The organism is Streptomyces sp. NPDC051243 (assembly GCF_044455405.1).
Taxonomy (GTDB): domain Bacteria; phylum Actinomycetota; class Actinomycetes; order Streptomycetales; family Streptomycetaceae; genus Streptomyces.
This window is the reverse complement of the sequence record NZ_JBITES010000007.1, coordinates 371,667-389,644: the sequence shown is the minus strand read 5'-3', so window position 1 is coordinate 389,644 and position 17,978 is coordinate 371,667. Positions and strand designations below refer to the sequence as shown.

Annotated in this window: 19 protein-coding genes and 1 pseudogene; 10 read left to right on the top strand and 10 right to left on the bottom strand. The window is 71.9% G+C overall.

Annotation, left to right across the window (positions count from 1 at the left end):
* The first annotated feature begins 124 nt into the window (after positions 1-124).
* Both ACIBAG_RS20330 and ACIBAG_RS20325 read left to right on the top strand, forming a co-directional pair.
* Positions 125-1,591, top strand: a complete 1,467-nt coding sequence (locus ACIBAG_RS20330) for a hypothetical protein (RefSeq protein ID WP_399106875.1) — start codon at positions 125-127, stop codon at positions 1,589-1,591.
* 37 nt (positions 1,592-1,628) lie between these two features.
* Entirely contained in the window at positions 1,629-2,441 is an 813-nt protein-coding gene (locus tag ACIBAG_RS20325) for an HAD-IIA family hydrolase (protein WP_399106874.1), read from the top strand.
* Here the strand turns inward: ACIBAG_RS20325 and ACIBAG_RS20320 are convergent.
* Positions 2,427-3,200 carry a sulfite exporter TauE/SafE family protein gene (locus ACIBAG_RS20320; protein ID WP_399106873.1) on the bottom strand — a complete coding sequence of 258 codons (774 nt, stop codon included), beginning with the start codon at positions 3,198-3,200 and terminating at the stop codon, positions 2,427-2,429. The two genes, ACIBAG_RS20325 and ACIBAG_RS20320, sit on opposite strands and share 15 nt — an antisense overlap.
* A gap of 130 nt (positions 3,201-3,330) precedes the next feature.
* The gene (locus tag ACIBAG_RS20315; RefSeq protein ID WP_399106872.1) at positions 3,331-4,518 is read right to left on the bottom strand and encodes a thiolase family protein; all 1,188 of its coding nucleotides are present in this window, start codon (positions 4,516-4,518) and stop codon (positions 3,331-3,333) included.
* 130 nt (positions 4,519-4,648) lie between these two features.
* Between ACIBAG_RS20315 and ACIBAG_RS20310 the strand changes: the two genes are divergently transcribed.
* From ACIBAG_RS20310 to ACIBAG_RS20290, 5 genes are all read left to right on the top strand, one after another.
* Positions 4,649-5,458, top strand: a complete 810-nt coding sequence (locus tag ACIBAG_RS20310; RefSeq protein ID WP_399106871.1) for a lysophospholipase — start codon at positions 4,649-4,651, stop codon at positions 5,456-5,458.
* A gap of 84 nt (positions 5,459-5,542) precedes the next feature.
* A complete protein-coding gene (locus ACIBAG_RS20305) occupies positions 5,543-6,025 on the top strand; it encodes a Dps family protein (RefSeq protein WP_399106870.1) in 483 nt (160 codons plus the stop codon).
* Between the two features lie 122 nt (positions 6,026-6,147).
* On the top strand, positions 6,148-6,480 hold the full coding sequence (locus ACIBAG_RS20300; RefSeq protein WP_399106869.1) for a DUF3140 domain-containing protein: 333 nt from the start codon (positions 6,148-6,150) through the stop codon (positions 6,478-6,480).
* Positions 6,477-7,124, top strand: a complete 648-nt coding sequence (locus ACIBAG_RS20295; protein WP_399106868.1) for an endonuclease — start codon at positions 6,477-6,479, stop codon at positions 7,122-7,124. Before ACIBAG_RS20300 ends, ACIBAG_RS20295 begins: the two co-directional genes overlap by 4 nt.
* 50 nt (positions 7,125-7,174) lie before the next feature.
* Entirely contained in the window at positions 7,175-7,981 is an 807-nt protein-coding gene (locus ACIBAG_RS20290; RefSeq protein ID WP_399106867.1) for an SAM-dependent methyltransferase, read from the top strand.
* A 36-nt stretch (positions 7,982-8,017) separates the two neighbouring features.
* Here the strand turns inward: ACIBAG_RS20290 and ACIBAG_RS20285 are convergent, their stop codons facing one another.
* From ACIBAG_RS20285 to ACIBAG_RS20250, 8 genes and pseudogenes are all read right to left on the bottom strand, one after another.
* Positions 8,018-8,710, bottom strand: a complete 693-nt coding sequence (locus ACIBAG_RS20285) for an SDR family oxidoreductase (protein WP_399106866.1) — start codon at positions 8,708-8,710, stop codon at positions 8,018-8,020.
* Positions 8,707-9,582 carry a cupin domain-containing protein gene (locus tag ACIBAG_RS20280; protein WP_399106865.1) on the bottom strand — a complete coding sequence of 292 codons (876 nt, stop codon included), beginning with the start codon at positions 9,580-9,582 and terminating at the stop codon, positions 8,707-8,709. Before ACIBAG_RS20280 ends, ACIBAG_RS20285 begins: the two co-directional genes overlap by 4 nt.
* Positions 9,579-10,931: an amidohydrolase family protein gene (locus ACIBAG_RS20275; protein WP_399106864.1), complete on the bottom strand. Its 1,353-nt coding sequence runs from the start codon at positions 10,929-10,931 to the stop codon at positions 9,579-9,581. The genes ACIBAG_RS20280 and ACIBAG_RS20275 overlap by 4 nt, the downstream gene beginning before the upstream one ends.
* Positions 10,932-10,954: 23 nt before the next feature.
* Entirely contained in the window at positions 10,955-11,935 is a 981-nt protein-coding gene (locus ACIBAG_RS20270; RefSeq protein ID WP_399106863.1) for an alpha-ketoacid dehydrogenase subunit beta, read from the bottom strand.
* Positions 11,923-12,900, bottom strand: a complete 978-nt coding sequence (locus tag ACIBAG_RS20265; RefSeq protein WP_399106862.1) for a thiamine pyrophosphate-dependent dehydrogenase E1 component subunit alpha — start codon at positions 12,898-12,900, stop codon at positions 11,923-11,925. Before ACIBAG_RS20265 ends, ACIBAG_RS20270 begins: the two co-directional genes overlap by 13 nt.
* Positions 12,900-14,240: a M24 family metallopeptidase gene (locus tag ACIBAG_RS20260; RefSeq protein WP_399106861.1), complete on the bottom strand. Its 1,341-nt coding sequence runs from the start codon at positions 14,238-14,240 to the stop codon at positions 12,900-12,902. Before ACIBAG_RS20260 ends, ACIBAG_RS20265 begins: the two co-directional genes overlap by 1 nt.
* Before the next feature lie 45 nt (positions 14,241-14,285).
* Positions 14,286-14,915: a helix-turn-helix domain-containing protein gene (locus ACIBAG_RS20255; protein ID WP_399106860.1), complete on the bottom strand. Its 630-nt coding sequence runs from the start codon at positions 14,913-14,915 to the stop codon at positions 14,286-14,288.
* Positions 14,916-14,993: 78 nt separating this feature from the next.
* Positions 14,994-15,464: pseudogene (locus ACIBAG_RS20250) on the bottom strand (sensor histidine kinase); the annotation flags it as partial.
* 40 nt (positions 15,465-15,504) lie between these two features.
* On the opposite strand from ACIBAG_RS20250, the gene ACIBAG_RS20245 reads away from it, so the two are divergent.
* The 3 genes from ACIBAG_RS20245 (at position 15,505) to ACIBAG_RS20235 (ending at position 17,909) form a co-directional block, all read left to right on the top strand.
* The gene (locus ACIBAG_RS20245) at positions 15,505-16,014 is read left to right on the top strand and encodes a DNA-binding response regulator (protein WP_399106859.1); all 510 of its coding nucleotides are present in this window, start codon (positions 15,505-15,507) and stop codon (positions 16,012-16,014) included.
* Positions 16,015-16,123: 109 nt separating this feature from the next.
* Positions 16,124-16,948 (top strand): hypothetical protein, encoded by an 825-nt coding sequence (locus ACIBAG_RS20240; RefSeq protein ID WP_399106858.1) that lies wholly within the window; start codon positions 16,124-16,126, stop codon positions 16,946-16,948.
* A gap of 151 nt (positions 16,949-17,099) precedes the next feature.
* Complete coding sequence (locus ACIBAG_RS20235) at positions 17,100-17,909, top strand: SAM-dependent methyltransferase (RefSeq protein ID WP_399106857.1); 810 nt, start codon at positions 17,100-17,102, stop codon at positions 17,907-17,909.
* Positions 17,910-17,978: the final 69 nt, after the last annotated feature.

Here is a 17,978-nt window from a genome sequence, read left to right as displayed (position 1 = left end):
GCGGCTGGGCCGATGGCGTGAACACTATGAACACAACGATCAGAGCGTGGTTCCTCACCCCGTCGCTCCCTAGCATCGCGGCGCACGGCTCGACGACGCGCCGACGAGGACGAGGAGCAGCGTCTTGGACTGGACGAGAACGCACGCAGTGATCCGCAGGACCGTTCCGCCGGCCCCGCGGCGGCGTACGGCGCTGACCGCCGTGCTGGCCGGAGCCCTCACCGTGGGCATCCTCGTCGGTGCCTCGAACGCCCGCGGGGAGACGGCTGGACCGGCGCGTGCCGAGTGCCCCGCCGATCTGGTCGGCAGGGCCGACTGTTACAGCGGCCGCGACTCGGCCGGCGCGTATTACGCGATCGCCGTGCCCCACGACTGGAACGGCTCCCTCGTCGTGCACGCCCACGGCGGCCCCGATCTCGGCGCGGCCTCCGATCCCGCCCGCAGCCTCGACGACCTGAACCGCTGGACGGTGATGGTGAAGGAGGGCTACGCCTGGGCGGGTTCGTCGTACCGCCGGGGCGGCTACGGGACGCGGATGGCCGCCGCCGACACCGAGAGCGTGCGCCGGCTGTTCGTCGAGGAGTTCGGCGTGCCGGGTCGGACGTATGTGCATGGTCAGTCGTGGGGCGGGAACGTCGCCGCGAAGGTCGTCGAGACGTACGGCGGGCGTGGCGGGGCGTACGACGGGGCGCTGCTCACCAACGGCGTCCTCGCCGGGGGCTCGCGCGGCTACGACTACCGCGTCGACCTGCGCGTGGTCTACCAGTACTACTGCGGCAACCACCCCCGCCCGACCGAGCCGCAGTACCCGCTCTGGCAGGGGCTGCGGGCCGGCTCGACCATGACGACCGCCGCTCTGCGCGCCCGGCTGCAGGAGTGCACCGGTTACGCGTCGGCGCCCGCGGAGCGGACCGCGCTGCAGCAGCGCAATCTCGACGACATCCTGGCCGTCACGAGGGTCCCGGAGCGCACTCTGGAGTCGCATCTGCGGTTCGCGACCTTCACGTTCCGGGACATCGTGCACCACCGTCTGGGGGGCCGGAACCCGTTCGGCAACCAGGGTGTCCGCTACTCCGGGTCGCACGACGACGAGGCGCTCAACGCCGGGGTCGAGCGGTTCGCCCCGGACCCGACGGCCGTACGGGATCTGTCCTACGACAGCGATCTCACCGGCCAGGTCTCGATCCCGGTGCTGACCCTGCGCTCGATCGGCGACCCGACAGCGTTCGTGGAGCACGAGGCGGCGTACCGGGACACGCTGCGCGGGGCCGGACGGGACGGCCATCTGGTGCAGACGTTCACGCGGGAGAGCGAGCACAGTGCGGTGAGCGACGCCGAGTACGCCGCCTCCATGGCGGCGCTGGACAGGTGGGCGCGGGCGGGCGAGAAGCCCACGGCCCGTTCGGTGGCGACCTCGTGCGCGGCGTTCGACCGGACGTACGGCACCGGTTGCTTCTACGACCCGGAGTTCCGTCCGTCGTCGTATGCCTCGCGTGTCGAGCCGCGCCCGGGCGGGCTGCGGTGGCCCGCCATGACGGCGGCTCAGGAGCGGGCCTGGAGCAGGATCGAAGGCGTCGGGATCGCTCCTTGAGCGGTGACCGCGCCGGTCGGTGACTATCGTCGCTCGTATGGGATCCGTACGTGCCGTCCTCATCGACATCGACGGGGTCCTCACCGTCTCGTGGCAGCCGCTGCCCGGGGCGGTCGAGGCGCTGCGGGAGATCCGCGATGCCGGTCTCGGTGTCGCGCTGGTCACCAACACGACGTCGCGGACGCGGGCGTCGATCGCGCGGGTGCTGGCCGATGCGGGGTTCCCGGTGTCCGCCGAGGACATCCTGACCGCGCCGGCCGTCACCGCCGCGTATCTCGCCGAGCACTGGCCGGGGGCGCGGTGTGCGCTGCTGAACAGCGGGGACATCGCGGAGGATCTGGGCGGGGTGACGCTCGTCGGCGGGGAGGGGGAGCACGGGGTTCCGGATGTGGTGGTCGTCGGGGGCGCCGGGCCCGAGTTCGACTACGGGGCTCTCAACCGGGCCTTCGGGTATGTGCAGGGCGGGGCGCTGCTGGTGGCCATGCACCGGAACCTGTACTGGCGTACGGACGACGGGTTGCAGCTCGACACCGGGGCGTTCCTGGTCGGTCTGGAGAAGGCCGCGCGGGTCGAGGCGGAGATCACGGGGAAGCCGTCGGCCGCGTTCTTCGAGGCGGCGCTGGCGCATGTGGGGGTGGATGCGCGGGAGGCGGTGATGGTCGGTGACGACATCGAGTCGGATGTGCTGGCGGCGCAGCGGGCCGGGGTCACGGGGGTGCTGGTCAGGACCGGCAAGTACCTGCCGGAGACGCATCGGGCCGCGAGCGGCGAGCCCGATCATGTGATCGGCTCCTTCGCCGATCTGCCGACGCTGCTGGCCGACCTGCGGGAGCGGTCAGCGCAGCAGTAGCTGTAGGCCGCCGACGACCGTCGCCGCGATCACGAGTTGCTCGAACAGTCGCTGGTTGATTCGGTCGACAGCCCATTTGCCGAACAGCGCACCGGGCACGACGAACAGCACGAGCGCGGCGTCGAGCAGCAGTGAGGGGCCGTCGATCAGGCCGAGGCCGACGCTGAAGGGCACCTTGGAGACATTGACGATCAGGAAGAAGAAGGCCGAGGTTCCCAGGAAGCCGAGCTTGCGGAAGCCGGCCGACAGCAGGTACATCGACATCACGGGGCCGCCCGCGTTGGCGACCATCGTGGTGAAGCCGCCGAGGACGCCGTAGGAGCGGGCCTTGACGCGGCCGGCCCGGGTGCCGACCGAGTCCGGTTCGTCCCCCTTGTCGGCCGCGCGGCGGCGCCAGACCGTCACTGCCGCCATCAGCAGCAGGATCGCGCCGATCGACGTACGGACGATCCCGTCGTCCGCCCACATCAGGAACAGGGTGCCGAAGACGACACCGGCCGCGACCGCGGGGAACAGCCGCCACAGCGTGGGCCAGTGGGCGTGCCGTCGGTAGGTGAGGACGGCGAGCACGTCCCCGGCGATCAGGACCGGCAGCAGGACGCCGGTGGAGGCGCGGGCGGGCAGCACGGCCGCGAAGATCGCGAGGCTGACCGTGTTGGCCCCGCTCACGGCCGTCTTCGAGAAGCCGACGAGCAGGGCCGCGAAGGCGAGCGCGGCGAACTCCCAGCCCGTTATGTGCCACAGCGTCATCGTGTCCATGCGGGGACCGATGGTATGTGCAGACAACAGCACTGGTAAGGACCGTCTCGCCAGTCGGGAGGTTGCTAGGTCGTGTCCGCAAAGTCCCGTCGTCCGCCCGGCGGGGCAGGCGGGACTTTGCGGACACGGCCTAGTGCCTCTCCACCAGCACCGCGCTCCCCTGCCCGACGCCCACGCACATCGTCGCCAGCCCGCGCTCCGCCCCGGTCCGCCGCATCCGGTGCAGCAGCGTCGTCAGGATCCGCGCGCCCGAGCAGCCCAGCGGGTGCCCCAGCGCGATCGCGCCGCCGCTCGGATTGACCAGTTCGGGGTCGATGCCGAGCTGGTCGACGCAGGCGAGCGCCTGGGCCGCGAACGCCTCGTTGAACTCGGCCTCCTGGATGTCGGCGACCGCCCAGTCGGCGCGGGCAAGGGCCTTGCGGGTGGCGGGGACCGGGCCGATGCCCATGACGTCGGGGTGGACGCCGGCCGAGGCGCCGGCGACATAGCGGCCGAGGGATTCCAGGCCCAGTTCGTTCAGAGCCTCCTCGCTGACCAGGAGCAGTCCGGCCGCGCCGTCGTTCATCGGCGAGGCGTTGCCCGCGGTGACGGAGCCGCCGGCGCGGAAGACCGGCTTCAGCCGCGACAGCTTCTCGTACGACGTGTCCTCGCGGATGCACTCGTCACTGTCGACCACCACCCCGTCCGGACGCGGCACCGGCAGGATCTCGTCGTCGAAGTGGCCGTTCTTGCGGGCGTCGGCGGCCCGTTGGTGGCTGCGCAGCGCGAACTCGTCCTGCCGCTCGCGCGGGACGCCGTACCGCTCGGCGACCTCCTCGGCCGTCTCCCCCATGGCCAGCAGGCCGTGCAGGTCCTTCATCGCCGGGTTGACCAGGCGCCAGCCGAGCCGGGTGTCGAAGGTCTCCATGCGGTGGGGCAGCGCCTCGTCGGGGCGGGGCAGGACGAAGGGGGCGCGGCTCATGGACTCGGAGCCGCCGGCGAGCACGATGTCGGCCTCGCCCGCCGCGATGGTGCGGGCCGCCGTCGTCACGGCCTCCAGGCCGGACGCGCACAGGCGGTTGACGGTGGCGCCGGGGACCGACTCGGGCAGGCCGGCCAGCAGCGCGGCCATCCGGGCGACGTTGCGGTTGTCCTCGCCGGCCTGGTTGGCGGCGCCCCAGTAGACGTCGTCGACGCGGGCCGGGTCCAGTGCGGGCACATCCGCGACGAGGCCCCGGATCACGGTCGCGGCGAGGTCGTCGGGCCGTACCGACGACAGCGCTCCGCGGAGTTTGCCGATGGGGGTGCGGCGGGCGGCCGCGAAGTGAACGGGACGCACGACAGGTCTCCTGACCGGGCAGTTTGGATCGGCACCCTCGTAATTAGCACCGCTAGTTTTCGACTATAGACCGACCCGCCGCACCCTGGGAAGATCCCCCGGTACCCTCACCGACGCCGCCGGAGGAGCCATGGCCGAAGCCCGCGAGCACGCCCTCGACGCAAGCCGGGGAACGATCGTCGTACGGGAGTGGCCGAACCCGCGACCCCGCTTCCTGGCGCTGCTGGTCCATGGCTACGGGGAGCACGTCGGTCGGTACGCCGAGGTGGCGGAGCTCCTGGTCGCGCAGGGTGCGGCCGTGTTCGGGCCCGATCACCGCGGGCACGGGAGGTCGGCGGGCGAGCGTGTGCTGATCGAGGACTTCGCCGACGTGGTCGCCGATGTGCACGCGGTCGCAGACCTGGCCCGGGCCGCGCATCCGGACGTGCCGGTCGTCATGATCGGGCACTCCATGGGCGGCCTGATCGCGGCCCGCTACGCACAGCTCCACGGCGACGAGCTCGCCGCCCTCGTCCTGTCCGGGCCCGTGATCGGCGACTGGGAACTGCCCCGGCGCCTGCTCGCCCTGGACGCGATCCCCGACACCCCCGTCAACCCGGCCGCGCTCTCCCGCGACCCCGAAGTGGGCCTGGCGTACGCGGCGGATCCGCTGGTCTGGCACGGCCCGATGAAGCGGCCGACGGTGGAGGCGTTCGCCCGGATGCTGGACACCGTGTCCAAGGGCGGGGGCATCGGGCCCGTACCCCTGCTGTGGCTGCACGGCGGCGACGATCGGCTGGTCCCGCTCCCCGGCAGCCGCACCGGCATCGAGGCGGTGCGCGGGGAGGCGCTCACCGAGCGCGTCTACGCGGGTGCCCGGCACGAGGTGTTCCACGAGACGAACCGGGCGGACGTGTTCGCGGACCTCATCCACTTCCTGGACACCGTGCTCACACCCTGAGATGCGTCGCGTTTGCACCGGTTCGCCCTGGGCACCCGCGCCCGCATGGAGCAAGCAGCCAGAAGAAGCAAGGAGGAGCTCCGTATGACTGTGGTCAAGAGCACGCTCCCCGAACCGGCCCGCCGCGTGGCCGCGGACGCGCTGCAGAGCACTCTCGTCGATCTTCTCGGGCTCTCGCTGATCGGGAAGCAGGCGCACTGGAACATCGTGGGCCCGCGCTTCCGCTCGATCCATCTCCAGCTCGACGACGTGGTGTCCGTGGCCCGCTCCTACGCCGACACGGTCGCGGAGCGCTCCGCCGCGCTCGGCGTCCCGCCCGACGGACGGCCGGAGACGATCGCCGCGGCCTACACCCTGCCCGGCCCGAAGGAGGGCTGGGTACGCGACAGCGAGGTCGTCCAGCTGATCGTGGACACCTTGGAGGCGGCCATCGGGCGGCTGCGGGAACGCATCGACGCGACCGCCGAGCCGGACCCGGTGACGCAGGACCTGCTGATCGGCATCACCAGTGAGCTGGAGAAGCAGCGCTGGATGTTCGACGCGGAGAACTGGCCGCGCGGCGAGTGACACGGGCGTACGCGACCAGCCCTACGCGCCGCGCGGAGCCGTGGACCCTGGTCACAGAGCCATACGGCCTGAGCACAGTGCCGTACGCCGATGAGAAGCCGAACCGAGAGAAGGGGCACACCATGGCCGACGCCCTCGAACTCGACACGCTGTGGGAGGAGTTCCACCGTGTGGTGAACATGACCTCGCAGGAACTGGCCGCCTGGCTGCGGGTCAGTGACGCGGACGAGGAGACCGAGCCGCTGCCGGACCAGGCCGGCACGCCGACCGGGCAGCACGTCCTCGCGATCCTGCAGAAGCGGCGCACGGACCTCACGGAGGACGACATCCAGGTGATGTACGACGTCGTGGACACCGTCACCGCGGAGGCGGACCTGGAGAACGAGCCCGAACCCGAACAGACCCGCCGCCGGCATCAGCTGATGACGATCGGCCACGACCCGCTGAAGCCATGAGCGACAACAGGCGCGTCGTACAGGAGCTCGTGCGCGCGCACGGGCAGACGTTCGCCGAAGAGGCGGGCATCGCGCTGAAGGACACCCCGCAACCGCTGTACCGGCTGCTGGTGCTGGCGCATCTGCTCAGCGCCCGGATCCGCGGCTCGATCGCCGTCGACAGCGCCCGCGCCCTGTACGACGCGGGCCTGCGCGATCCGCGCCGGATGGCCGACGCCGACTGGCAGGAGCGGGTGGACGCGCTGGGCCGCGGGGGCTACCGGCGCTACGACGAGCGGACGGCGACCCAACTCGGGGACGCCGCCGAGCTGTTGACGGACCGGTGGAACGGCGATCTGCGGCGGCTGCGCAAGGAGGCGGACGGCGACGTCGCCGAACTGCGCCGCCTGCTCCAGGAGTTCCCCGGCATCGGCCCGGCCGGCGCCGACATCTTCCTGCGCGAGGCCCAGCGGGTCTGGCCGGAAGTGGCACCCTACCTGGACGCCAAGGCGCTCTCGGGCGCGCAGCGGCTGGGTCTGCCCAAGGACCCGGACCGGCTGGCCGACCTGGCCGGAAACACCGAACCGGCCGTACTCGCCGCCGCGTTGGTGCGGGCCTCGCTCGACAAGGAGGTGGCCGAAGACAGCCTCCGCCGAGCCGCGTGATCGTGGAAGACTTGCTCGCGGCACACCGCTGTCGAGTGGAGGAGACCTGCGTGACCGGGACCGAGCCGGCCGTACCCCGGATCGACACGAGCAGGCCTCACCCGGCCCGCGTCTACGACTGGTTCCTCGGCGGCAAGGACAACTACCCGGTCGACGAGGAACTCGGGCGGCAGATCACCGCCCTGCAGGGTGACGCTCCGCGGCATGCGCGTGCCAACCGGCGGTTCATGGAACGGGCCACGCGTGCCGTCGTCCGGGAGACGGGGATCCGCCAGTTCCTCGACATCGGTTCCGGTATCCCGACCGAGCCCAACCTGCACCAGATCGCCCAGTCGGTGGTCCCGGACGCGCGCGTGCTGTACGTCGACAACGACCCGATCGTCCTCGCGCACGCTAAAGCCCTGCTGCACGGCACTGCGGAAGGCGCGACCGAGTACGTCCGGGCCGACGCGCGCGAACCGGAGCGGATTCTCGAACGGGCCGCGTCCGTCCTGGACCTCGACCGGCCCGTCGCCCTGTCCCTGATCGCGCTCCTGCACTTCATCGCGGACAGCGACGGCGCCCATGACCTCGTGGACACCCTGGTCGGCGCGCTGGCGCCGGGCAGCTGCCTGGTGCTGTCGGCGATGACGGCGGACTTCGACCCGGAGAACGTGCACCGGGGAATCGCGGCCTACACGGCGAGCGGAGTGACGCTCGTGGCCCGCTCGCACGCCGAGACGGGCCGGTTCTTCAAGGGACTCGAGCTGCTGGAGCCGGGGATCGTGTCCCTGTCCGACTGGCGGCCCGGCGAGGGCGGGAACCGGGAGGAAGCGGGGCCCGTGTCGCTGTACGGCGGGGTCGGGCTCAAACGCTGACTCCACCCGACGCACAAGGCGCTGTCCCTCGCCGGCTCAGCCGAGCAACCACCCCCCGTCCACGGCGAGTTCGACCGCGTTGACCGATCGGTTGCGCAGCAGGAAGTCCACGGCGTCCACCACGTCACCCATCGTGGCGAGCCGCCCGGTGGGTGTTCCGGCCCGCAACCCCGCCCGCACCTCCTCGGGCTTGCCCAGCCAGTACGGGCTGTCGCCCACGACTCCGGGATGCACCGCGTTGACCCGGACGGGCGCCAGCTCGACCGCGAGGGTGTTCACCAGCCCGCCCACTCCCGCGTTGACGGTCGCCACCGTCGTCGCCCCCACGTACGGGCGCTCCTTGGCCTGGCCGCCGAACAGCACGATCGCGCTGTCGTCGTGCAGTCGGGGCCGCAGGGCGTGCACCACCTCGGTGTAGCCGACGAGCTTGAGCGTGACGAGACGCAGGGCGGCGTCGATGTCGTACTCGGCCACCCGGTTGTCGTCCCGTGAGACCCCGGCGATCACCAGGTGGTCCACCCGCTCGACGCCGGCGAGCGCGGCGGCGATCTCGTGCGGCCGGGCCAGATCGAGGGCGATGCCCCGGGTGGCGCCGACCTCCTTCGCGACCGTGCCGGCACGATGGGCGTCCCTGCCCGTGAGCACCACCTCGTCGCCCCGGCCCGCACGGAAGCGGGCGAACTCGCGGCCGATCCCGGACGTCCCGCCCACCACCACCACGCTGCTCATGACCCCAGGGCCTCCTTCAGGTACTCCCAGTCCCGCGTGAACCGGTAGGAGTGGCGCGGCGGCGGCTGCGGCGCCTGTGTCTCCAGCCAACGCAGCGGTCCCGTCCCGGCGTTGGCGAACCCGTGCACACATCCGGCCCCGGCCCAGGCGACGTCGCCCGGCCCGAGCCGGTACCGCTCACCGTCGAAGGTGGCGTCCACGACGCCCTCGAGGAACAGGTAGGTCTCCTCGAAGGGGTGGTCGTGCGTGCCCGCGACGCCGTCGGGGGCGTACTGCACCATGAACATGGTCGAGGCGACCGCGCCGAGGTCGCTGTCGACCATCATCTTCACGGTGATGCCGCTGTACACGAGCAGCGCGGTGCGCATGCTCGCCGACACCGCGAGCAGGTCCTGGGACTGCTTGCCGGGGTCCAGCTGCGCGGGTTCGAAGTGGCCGAAGGACCGGGTGCGCGGGTCGCGGACGTCGATGCGGACGGGGTCGCGGGCCGGCAGGGGCGGGACCGGCTGCGTGTCGTGGCCGTAGCGGGCCCGCGGCACGGGCGCGAGCATGTCGGCCCAGCGGCCGCCCGTCTCCGCTGCGCCGCGCCAGGCGTGCGGGACGCCGGTCGGCAGGAGGCCGTAGTCGCCTTCTTCCAGGAGATACGACCCCTCCGGCAGGTCGAGGATCACGGCCCCGTCGAGCACATGGAAGCTCTCCTCGTAGGAGTGCACATGGGCGGCCACGCGGCCGCCGGGCCGAATCTCGCACACACCGAAGCCGGTGTGCGCGCTGCCGTCGTCCTCGCCCACCAACTCGCGCCTGCGGTGACCGAGTTCGTCGTACGGCGGTTCCGGGACGTCGGCGGCCCGGCGCACCAGGTGTCGGGTCATGCGGCGCTCTTCGCCTCCTTCGCGGCCAGGAGCCGGTCGCGGGACTCCTGGACCAGTCGCCGGGCCCGCTCGACGTCGGCCACCAGCCTGCCGTCGCGCTTGTGGACCACGCCGTCGACGATGACCGTGTCGACGTTGGAGACGTCCGCCGACAGCGTCACCGCGGCGGCCGCGTCGTGGACGGGAGCGACGTTCAGCGCGGTGGCGTCGATCGCGACGACGTCGGCGCGCTTGCCGGGGGTCAGGGAGCCGGTGCGGTGCTCCAGGCCCGCGACGTGTGCGCCGTTGCGCGTGGCGATCTCCAGCATCTGACGTGCTGTCAACATGGTTTCGGGCACGGGAAGATTGGCGTTCCAGCAGTCGGCGTTGACGCGGGCGCGCTCGGCGCCGAAGGCCGCGCGGATCTGGGTGAACATGTCGCCGGGCACGGTGGTGACGACGTCGATGCTGAGGGAGGGCCGCAGCCCGTACTCGACGGCCTTCATCACGGGCGGCCAGCCGTGCCCCATCTGCACCTCGACCTGCGGCGCGATCGACACCGTACCGCCGCTCTCGGCGACCATCCGCCACTCGTCCTCGTGGAAGTGGCAGCAGTGGATGTAGGTGGTGTCGGCGCCGAGGAGCCCCAGGTCGTGCAGCTGCTTGACCATCCCGAAGCGGCCCGCCAGCCGGCCCATCGCCACGTGCACGGTGATCGGGATGTCCAGGTCGCGGGCGAGGGCCCACTCGGCGGTGACGACGTCGTCGACGCAGAAGCCGGGGCCGCGGGTGGCGAGGGCCATGGTGAGCAGGCCGTCGTCGGAGGCGAAGTACTTGCCGCGGATCCGCCGTACGTCGTCGCCGGGGATCGCGATCTTGCTCTCGAACCAGTAGTCGGCGAGGGAGGTGTTGGCGCTGCCGTACGCGTACTGGGCGCGGATCCCGCTCTCCGCGAGGCCCTGGATCGCGGCGTCCGGGTGCTCGGGTGTGTTGTTGATGTGGGACCAGTCGACGAGCGTGGTGATGCCGGCGTTGAGGCACTCCAGTGAGCCCGCGAGGTTGGCCGCGTACACGTCCTGCGGGGTGTACAGCGGTGCGAAGGTGTCGAGGATGTCGACGAAGTAGTCGTCGAGGGTGGCGTCGGGGGCGACGTTCCGGATGGACGCCTCCCAGGTGTGGCGGTGGGTGTCGACGAAGCCGGGGATCACGATGCGGCCGGTCATGTCCAGCACCTCGGCGTCGGCGCTGATCTCCCGCTCCACCGCGGTGATCTTGCCGTCCTCGATGAGGACGTCCCCCTGGGGCAGGTCCCCGATCGCGGGGTCCATCGACAGCACGTGCCCCGCGCGCAGGAGCATCCGATCGGTCATCGCCCTTCCTCCCTGTGGGGTGTTCAGTAGGCGGCGAGTCCGCGTACGGCCGCCACGACCTTCTCGACGGTGGGGATCACCCGCTCCTCCAGCGCGTCGGCGAACGGCAGCGGGACGCACTCCCCCGCCACCCGCCTGATCGGCGCGTCCAGCAGGCCGAACCCCTCGTCGGCGACGACCGAGACGAGCGTCGCGCCCCAGCCGCCCTGGTACGGGTTCTCCTCGACGGTGACGAGCCGCGAGGTCCGTCCGAGCGAGGTGAGCACGGTGGTGACGTCCAGCGGCACCAGACAGCGCAGGTCGACGACCTCGGCCTCGACGCCCTCGTCGGACAGCAGCTCGGCGGCCTTCAGCGCGACCGGCACCATCGAGGCGAGCGCGACGACGGTGACGTCCGCGCCCTCGCGGACGACGGCGGCGCGGCCCAGCTCGACGACGTGGTCCGGCGGCGGAGGGGCTCCCTTACGGGCGAGCAGCCCCTTGTGCTCGAAGAAGACGACCGGGTCGTCACTGCGGATCGCCGCCGCCATCATGCCGATCACGTCGGCGGGGGTCGCCGGTGCGGCGATCTTCAGCCCGGGCACCGTGAACGCCCAGTTCTCGGTGGCCTGGGAGTGCTGGGCGCCGAAGCCGAGCCCTCCGCCGTTGGCGGTGCGCACGACGAGCGGGACGGTGACCTGCCCGCCCGTCATGTACCGCACCTTCGGTATCTCGTTGGCGAGGTAGTCCCAGCAGCAGGCCAGGAAGTCGGAGAACATGATCTCGGCGACCGGCCGCATCCCGGTCATCGCGGCGCCCATGGCGGCCCCCACGATGGCCTGTTCGGAGATGGGCGTGTCCCACACCCGCTCGGGCCCGAACTCCTTCAGCAGCCCCACGGTCGTCTTGAAGACCCCGCCCGCCTCTCCGATGTCCTCGCCCAGGCACACCACCGACGGATCGCGCCGCATCTCCCGCGCGATGCCCTCGGCGACCGCCTCCCGGTAGCTGATCACGTCCGCCACGCCGCACCTCCGTCGGCCCATACGTCGGTCAGCGCCTCGTCGGGATCGGGCGGCGGGGCGGCTTTCGCGGCCTCGACCGCCTTCCGTACGGCGGTAGTCGCACGCTCGTCGGCCTCGTTGACCACGGCCTCGGGCACCCCCGACTCGATCAGCCGGCCACGCGCCACGTCCAACGGGTCGTGCTTCAGCCAGCGTTCGACCTCCTCGGCCGGACGGTAGGTGGCCGGATCGGCTCGGCTGTGCCCGAAGTGGCGGTAGGTCAGCGCCTCCAGCAGCGCGGGCCCGTCCCCTGCCCGGGCCCGCGCCGCGAGCCGGGCCACGGTCTCCTGTACGGCGACGACGTCGTTGCCGTCCACGACCTCGCCCGGGATGCCGTACGCGGGCGCCCGGTCGGCGGCGGGCCGGGCCACCGCCGTGACGTCGGCGATCGGCGTGTACTCCATGTACAGGTTGTTCTCGCAGACGAACAGCACCGGCAGCTTCCATACGGCGGCCAGGTTCAGCGCCTCGTGGAAGGCGCCGATGTTGGTGGCCCCGTCGCCGAAGAAGGCGACGGCGATCCGGTCGGTGCCGCGCAGCCGGGCCGACCAGGCGGCGCCGACGGCCATCGGGAGGTGGGCGCCGACGATGGCGTAGGAGCCGAGCATGCCGGTGGACGCCTTGGTCAGGTGCATGGAGCCGCCCTTGGCCCTGCACAGTCCCGTAGCCCGGCTCATGAGTTCGGCCAGGCACTCCTGCGGTGTGGCGCCGCGGGCCAGGGCGTGGTGGTGGCCGCGGTAGGTGGCGAACACGTAGTCGTCGGGGCGCAGGGCGGCGCTCGCGCCGACCGCGATGGCCTCGTGTCCGGCGGCGAGATGGGTGGTGCCCTTGACCAGGCCCTGCAGGAACAGGTCGTGGGCGGCCTTCTCCGTGCGGCGGATGACGGTCATCCGCTCGTAGGCGGCGAGGAGTTCGGCCGGGTTCATCAGCGCGTCCCGTCGCCGCGTGAGGTGTTCAGGTGTGACTGCGACTCGCGCCGGGTGTTCAGCTCGCCGCCCACGGTCCAGTACTTGCGGCCCGCCACGAGCAGTTCCTCCGCGGGGAACTTGGTGATGACCTCGCAGCCGTCGGCGGTGACGACCACTTCCTCCTCGATGCGGGCGGCGGACCAGCCGTCGGCGGCGGGCCAGTAGGTCTCCAGGGCGAACACCATGCCCTCTTCGAGGACCTCGGGATGGTCGAGGGAGACCAGCCGGCTGAAGATCGGCTTCTCCCAGATGGACAGGCCGACGCCATGGCCGTACTGCAGGGCGAACGCGGCCGTCTCGTCGGCGAAGCCGAACTCCTCGGCGCGGGGCCAGACCTGGACGATGTCGGCGGTGGTGGCGCCCGGTCGGACGAGCGCGATGGCCCGGTCCATGAACTCGCGGCAGCGGACGTACGCGTCGCGCTGGGCGCGGGAGGCGCTGCCGACGGCGAAGGTGCGGTAGTAGCAGGTGCGGTAGCCGAGGTGGCTGTGCAGGATGTCGAAGAAGGCGGGGTCGCCGGGGCGGATCAGGCGGTCGCTGTAGACGTGCGGGTGGGGTGAACAGCGTTCGCCGGAGATCGCGTTGACGCCCTCGACGTACTCGCTGCCGAGGTCGTACAGCACCTTGCTGACCACGCCGACGCACTCGTTCTCGCGCACACCGGGGCGCAGGTAGCCGTACAGCTCCTCGTACGCCGCGTCGACCATCGCGCAGGCCTGGGTGAGCAGGGAGATCTCGTCCGGGGTCTTGAGGCGGCGCGCTTCCAGGAAGACCTGCTGGCCGTCGACGACGTCGATGCCCTCGGCGCGCAGGGCGGCGAGGATCGGCATCTCGGCGACGTCGATGCCGAGCGGCTCGCCGGCCAGGCCGTGGGCGCGCAGCTCGGTGGCGATCTTCGCGGCGACGTCCTCGGCTATGCCTGCGTCCGGGTGGAAGGCGCCGCGGAGCGTGGAGATGCCGGCGCGGGCGCCGGTGGGCGGGCTGCCTTCCTTGCCGTCGCTGTAGTCGAGCCACGGGTTGTAGAGCTGGTGGTGACGGGCCGCGGAGCCGAAGTCCCAGACCACCGGTTCGGCGCCGCGCACCAGCAGGGCGAAGCGGATCAGCTTGTCCATCGCCCAGGTGCCGATGTGCGTGGCCGTCATGTAGCGGATGTTGGCGAAGTCGAAGGTGAGCAGCGCGCCCAGCTCGGAGCGGTTCAGGGTCTCGTCGAGGCGGGCCAGCCGCTGTCTGCGCAGCCGGTCCAGGTCGACGCGCTCTTCCCAGTCGACGGCGTTGGGTCCGAATGTGCGGATCGCCATGGCGACCACCCCCACTTCGGAGTGAACGACCCGGCCCGGCGGGTGTCAAGTGTCACTGAACACGAACCAGACTCCCACGGCCGGTATCCCACCATCGTTGCGGTAGCGGTGCGGAGTCGTCGACTCGAAGCAGACGGAGTCACCGGGGCGCAGGGTGTACTCGTCGAAGCCGAGGGTGAGGATCAGCTCCCCGGAGGTCAGGTAGCCGTACTCGGTACCGGCGTGACGCATCAGGCCGCCGGAGCTCGAGGATGCGCCGCCGGGCCGGTAGGTCACCAGCAGGAAGTCGACGTCGGCGCCGGGAACGTGGCCGAGACGCTCCCACACGACCCCCGAGTCCAGCTCCAGCACCTCCCGCTCGTCCGGCGTGACCAGCGGGCCGATGCGGCGGGCCGGGTCGGCGGCGAAGGCGGCGAGTGCGTGCGGCAAGGCTGCCGCCGGCCGAGCCGTGGCTCGGTCCTCGCCTGCGTCGAAGAGGCTCTCCACGGAAATGCCGAGGGCTGTGGTGATGGCGTACAGGGTGCTGACCGAGGGCTGGCTCTTGCCGGTCTCGATCTGTGAGATCAGGCTTGCCGATACGCCGACCTCCCGGGCCAGCGCCCGCAGGCTGGTGCCGCGCGCTTGGCGGGCCTGCCGGATGCGGGTGCCTACCGGCGGGACGGTGGCGGGGGGCATGTGGGGTCCTCTCTGCCGGGCAGGGGTGTTCGCTCTCATTGAACAGGGAGGGGTGGTATCGATGCAGCCCCGCGCCCCTCAGGGGATTGCCGTCCCCCGCACGGGAAAGATCGCCCGCACCTCCCAGCCCACCCCGCCCCGCGGCCCCGCCTGCAGTTCCCCGCCCAGGGCCGTCACCCGCTCCTTCAGCCCGACCAGCCCGAATCCGCCCCCGTGCGCCGCCGCCGGAAGCTGCGTGCCGCCCCGTCCGTCGTCCGCGACCGACACCTCCAGGCGCCCGGCGTCGTCCCGCAGCCGGACCTCGACGTGTGTGGCGTCCGCAGCGTGGCGGCGGATGTCGGTCAGGGCCTCCTGCACGACCCGGAAGGCGGCGGCCTGCACCTCGTGCGGGAGGTCGTCGGAGACGGCGGGGTCGCGGCGCAGGGTGACCTGCTGGACCGGGCTCGCGAAGCCGTCCGTCAGCCCGGCGATGCCCGCGAGGTCGGCGACCGGGCGGCGGTCGGCCTCCTCCCCGGTGTCGCGCAGCACGCCCACCGTGCGGCGCATCGTCCGGCGGGAGCGGCCGGACGTGTGTCTGCTGGACATCCGGATGCCGAAGCTGGACCGCCTCGAGGCGACCCGGTTGCTGGCGGGACCGGATGTGGCGGACCCGATGCGGGTGGTCGTGGTGACCACGTTCGACCTCGACGAGTACGTGTACGGGGCGCTGCGCGGCGGAGCGTGCGGGTTCCTGCTGAAGGACTCGGGGCCCGCCCTCCTCGCGGAGGCGGTCCGCGCCGCCGCGGCCGACGACTCGCTGGTCTCCCCGTCGGTCACGGTCCGCCTGCTCAAGCACGTCACCGCCTTGCAGGCCGAGCCCGCCCCCGCCGCTCCGGCGAGGTCCGCGCCGCCCGTGGAGCCGCTCACCGACCGCGAACTCGATGTGGTCCGCCTGGTGGCCCTCGGCCGTACGAACGCCGAGATCGCCGCCGAGCTGTACGTCTCCCTGTCCACGGTCAAGACACACCTGTCCAGCGTGCAGCTCAAGCTGGCCGCCCGGAACCGCGTCGAGATCGCGGCCTGGGCCTGGCAGCACGGGCACGCGCAGGCCGGCGGATGAGGCGCCGGGCCCCTGGTGGGGCTCACTCGAACGGTCCGGCGCCGCTGGTGGGCCGTCGGCCGTGATGGTGCGCTGAGGACACGCGTCACGTTCTCAGGAGGCACTCGCGATGACCCGTCGTACGTCCCGGCTCGCCCGCGTTCTCTCCTCGGCCCTGGCGGCGGGCGCGCTGCTGGCCACGGCCGCCTGCTCGGGCGACGGCGACCAGGACGGATCCCGGGGGTCGGGCGTCACCGCGTCCCCCGCCGCCAGGAAGCAGCCGACGCCCTCGCCGACGGCCACCCTCACCGAGTCCGGCGCGCGGACGGCGCTGATCACCGAGGCGGACATCGAGGACGACTGGACGCAGGTCAAGGACACGGAGGCCGAGAGCTGGCACGACTCCCTGCTGATCGGCACGGTCGACGTCTCGGACTTCCTCACCGCCCAGGCCGAAGCCGCCGACTGCCAGCGGCTCATGGACTCCCTCTACGACGACGACCTGCTGGGCAGGCCGTCGGGCGCGAGCGCGCTGCGCGGCTTCACGCAGGACGACTCGCGTCTGCTGTACCAGGTCGCCTCCTACGACCGGAGCGACCCGCAGGAGTCGTTGGACTGGATGGCGCAACTGCCGGAGGAATGCGACCAGTTCACGATGACCGCGGACGGCGAGAAGCGCACCGTGCAGGTCATCGAGACGTCGCTGCCCGACGTGGGCGACGCCCGTTCGGGTCTGCGCGTGACGGTGCGGGGCACGACCGGCGGCGAGCAGGCCACGCTCACGCTGGACGTCGCCGCCGTACGCGTCGGCAACGACGCGATCACCGTCACGGCGGGCGGTCTCGACGGCGACGAGAACGACTCCGTCGAGCAGGCGGTGAGGCTGGGCACCCAGCGCCTTCAGGACGTCCTGGCCGGGAAGTCGCCGGCCGCGAGCCCGAGCGAGATCGAGTAACCCGGCCCCGCGGCTCTCCCCGCTGCCGCACGCCGACGACCGTACCGGCCGTGCCGATTCCTCTGCCGATTCCCGGGACAACGTGATCAACGGAGCGGCACAATGGCGGCGATGGCCGGTTTCGGTCGTGCGTGCGAGGAGAGGACGAGTCGTGAGTGATGGCCACACCCCGGCGGGCGGGTCGGCGAAGCTGAACACCGGTGTGGCGCACAACGCGCGTGTGTGGAACTACTGGATCGGCGGCAAGGACAACTACGAGGTCGACCAGCAGGTCGGCGAGCAGGTCGCCGGGATGTTCCCGATCATCCGGGACATCGCCCGCGCGGACCGCGAGTTCCTCGGCCGGGCGGTGCGGTTCGTCGCCGAGGAGCGCGGGGTGCGGCAGTTCCTGGACATCGGCACCGGGCTGCCGACGGCGGAGAACACCCACGAGATCGCCCAGCGTGTCGCGCCCGACTCCCGGATCGTCTACGTCGACAACGACCCGATCGTGCTCGTGCACGCCCGCACGCTGCTGACCGGCACCCGCGAGGGCACCACCGCCTACATCGACGCCGACGTCCACGACCCGGACGCCATCGTCGAACGCGCCGGGCAGACCCTGGACTTCACCGAGCCCGTCGCGGTGATGATGCTGGGCATCCTCAACTTCGTCCTGGACCACGACAAGGCCCGCGAGATCGTCCGGCGTGTCCTGGCCGCGGTCCCCTCCGGCAGCCTGCTGGTGCTGACGCACCCGACCTTCGACTCCGAGCTCGGCGGCGAGGGCCAGATCCCGGCGATGAAGTTCTGGAACGAGAACGCCACGCCGCCGATCACGGCACGCAGCGGCGCCGACATCGCCGCCTTCTTCGACGGCCTGGAGCTGCTGGAGCCGGGCATGGTGTCCTGCTCGCAGTGGCGCGCCCCCGGCTCTCCCGCTCCGGTGCCGCAGTACGGCGCGGTGGCCGTGAAACCCTGACGCCCGGCAGGACCGCACGACCCGCACGATCCCAACGACCCGGCACGGACCGGCCGAGCTCGTCGAGGA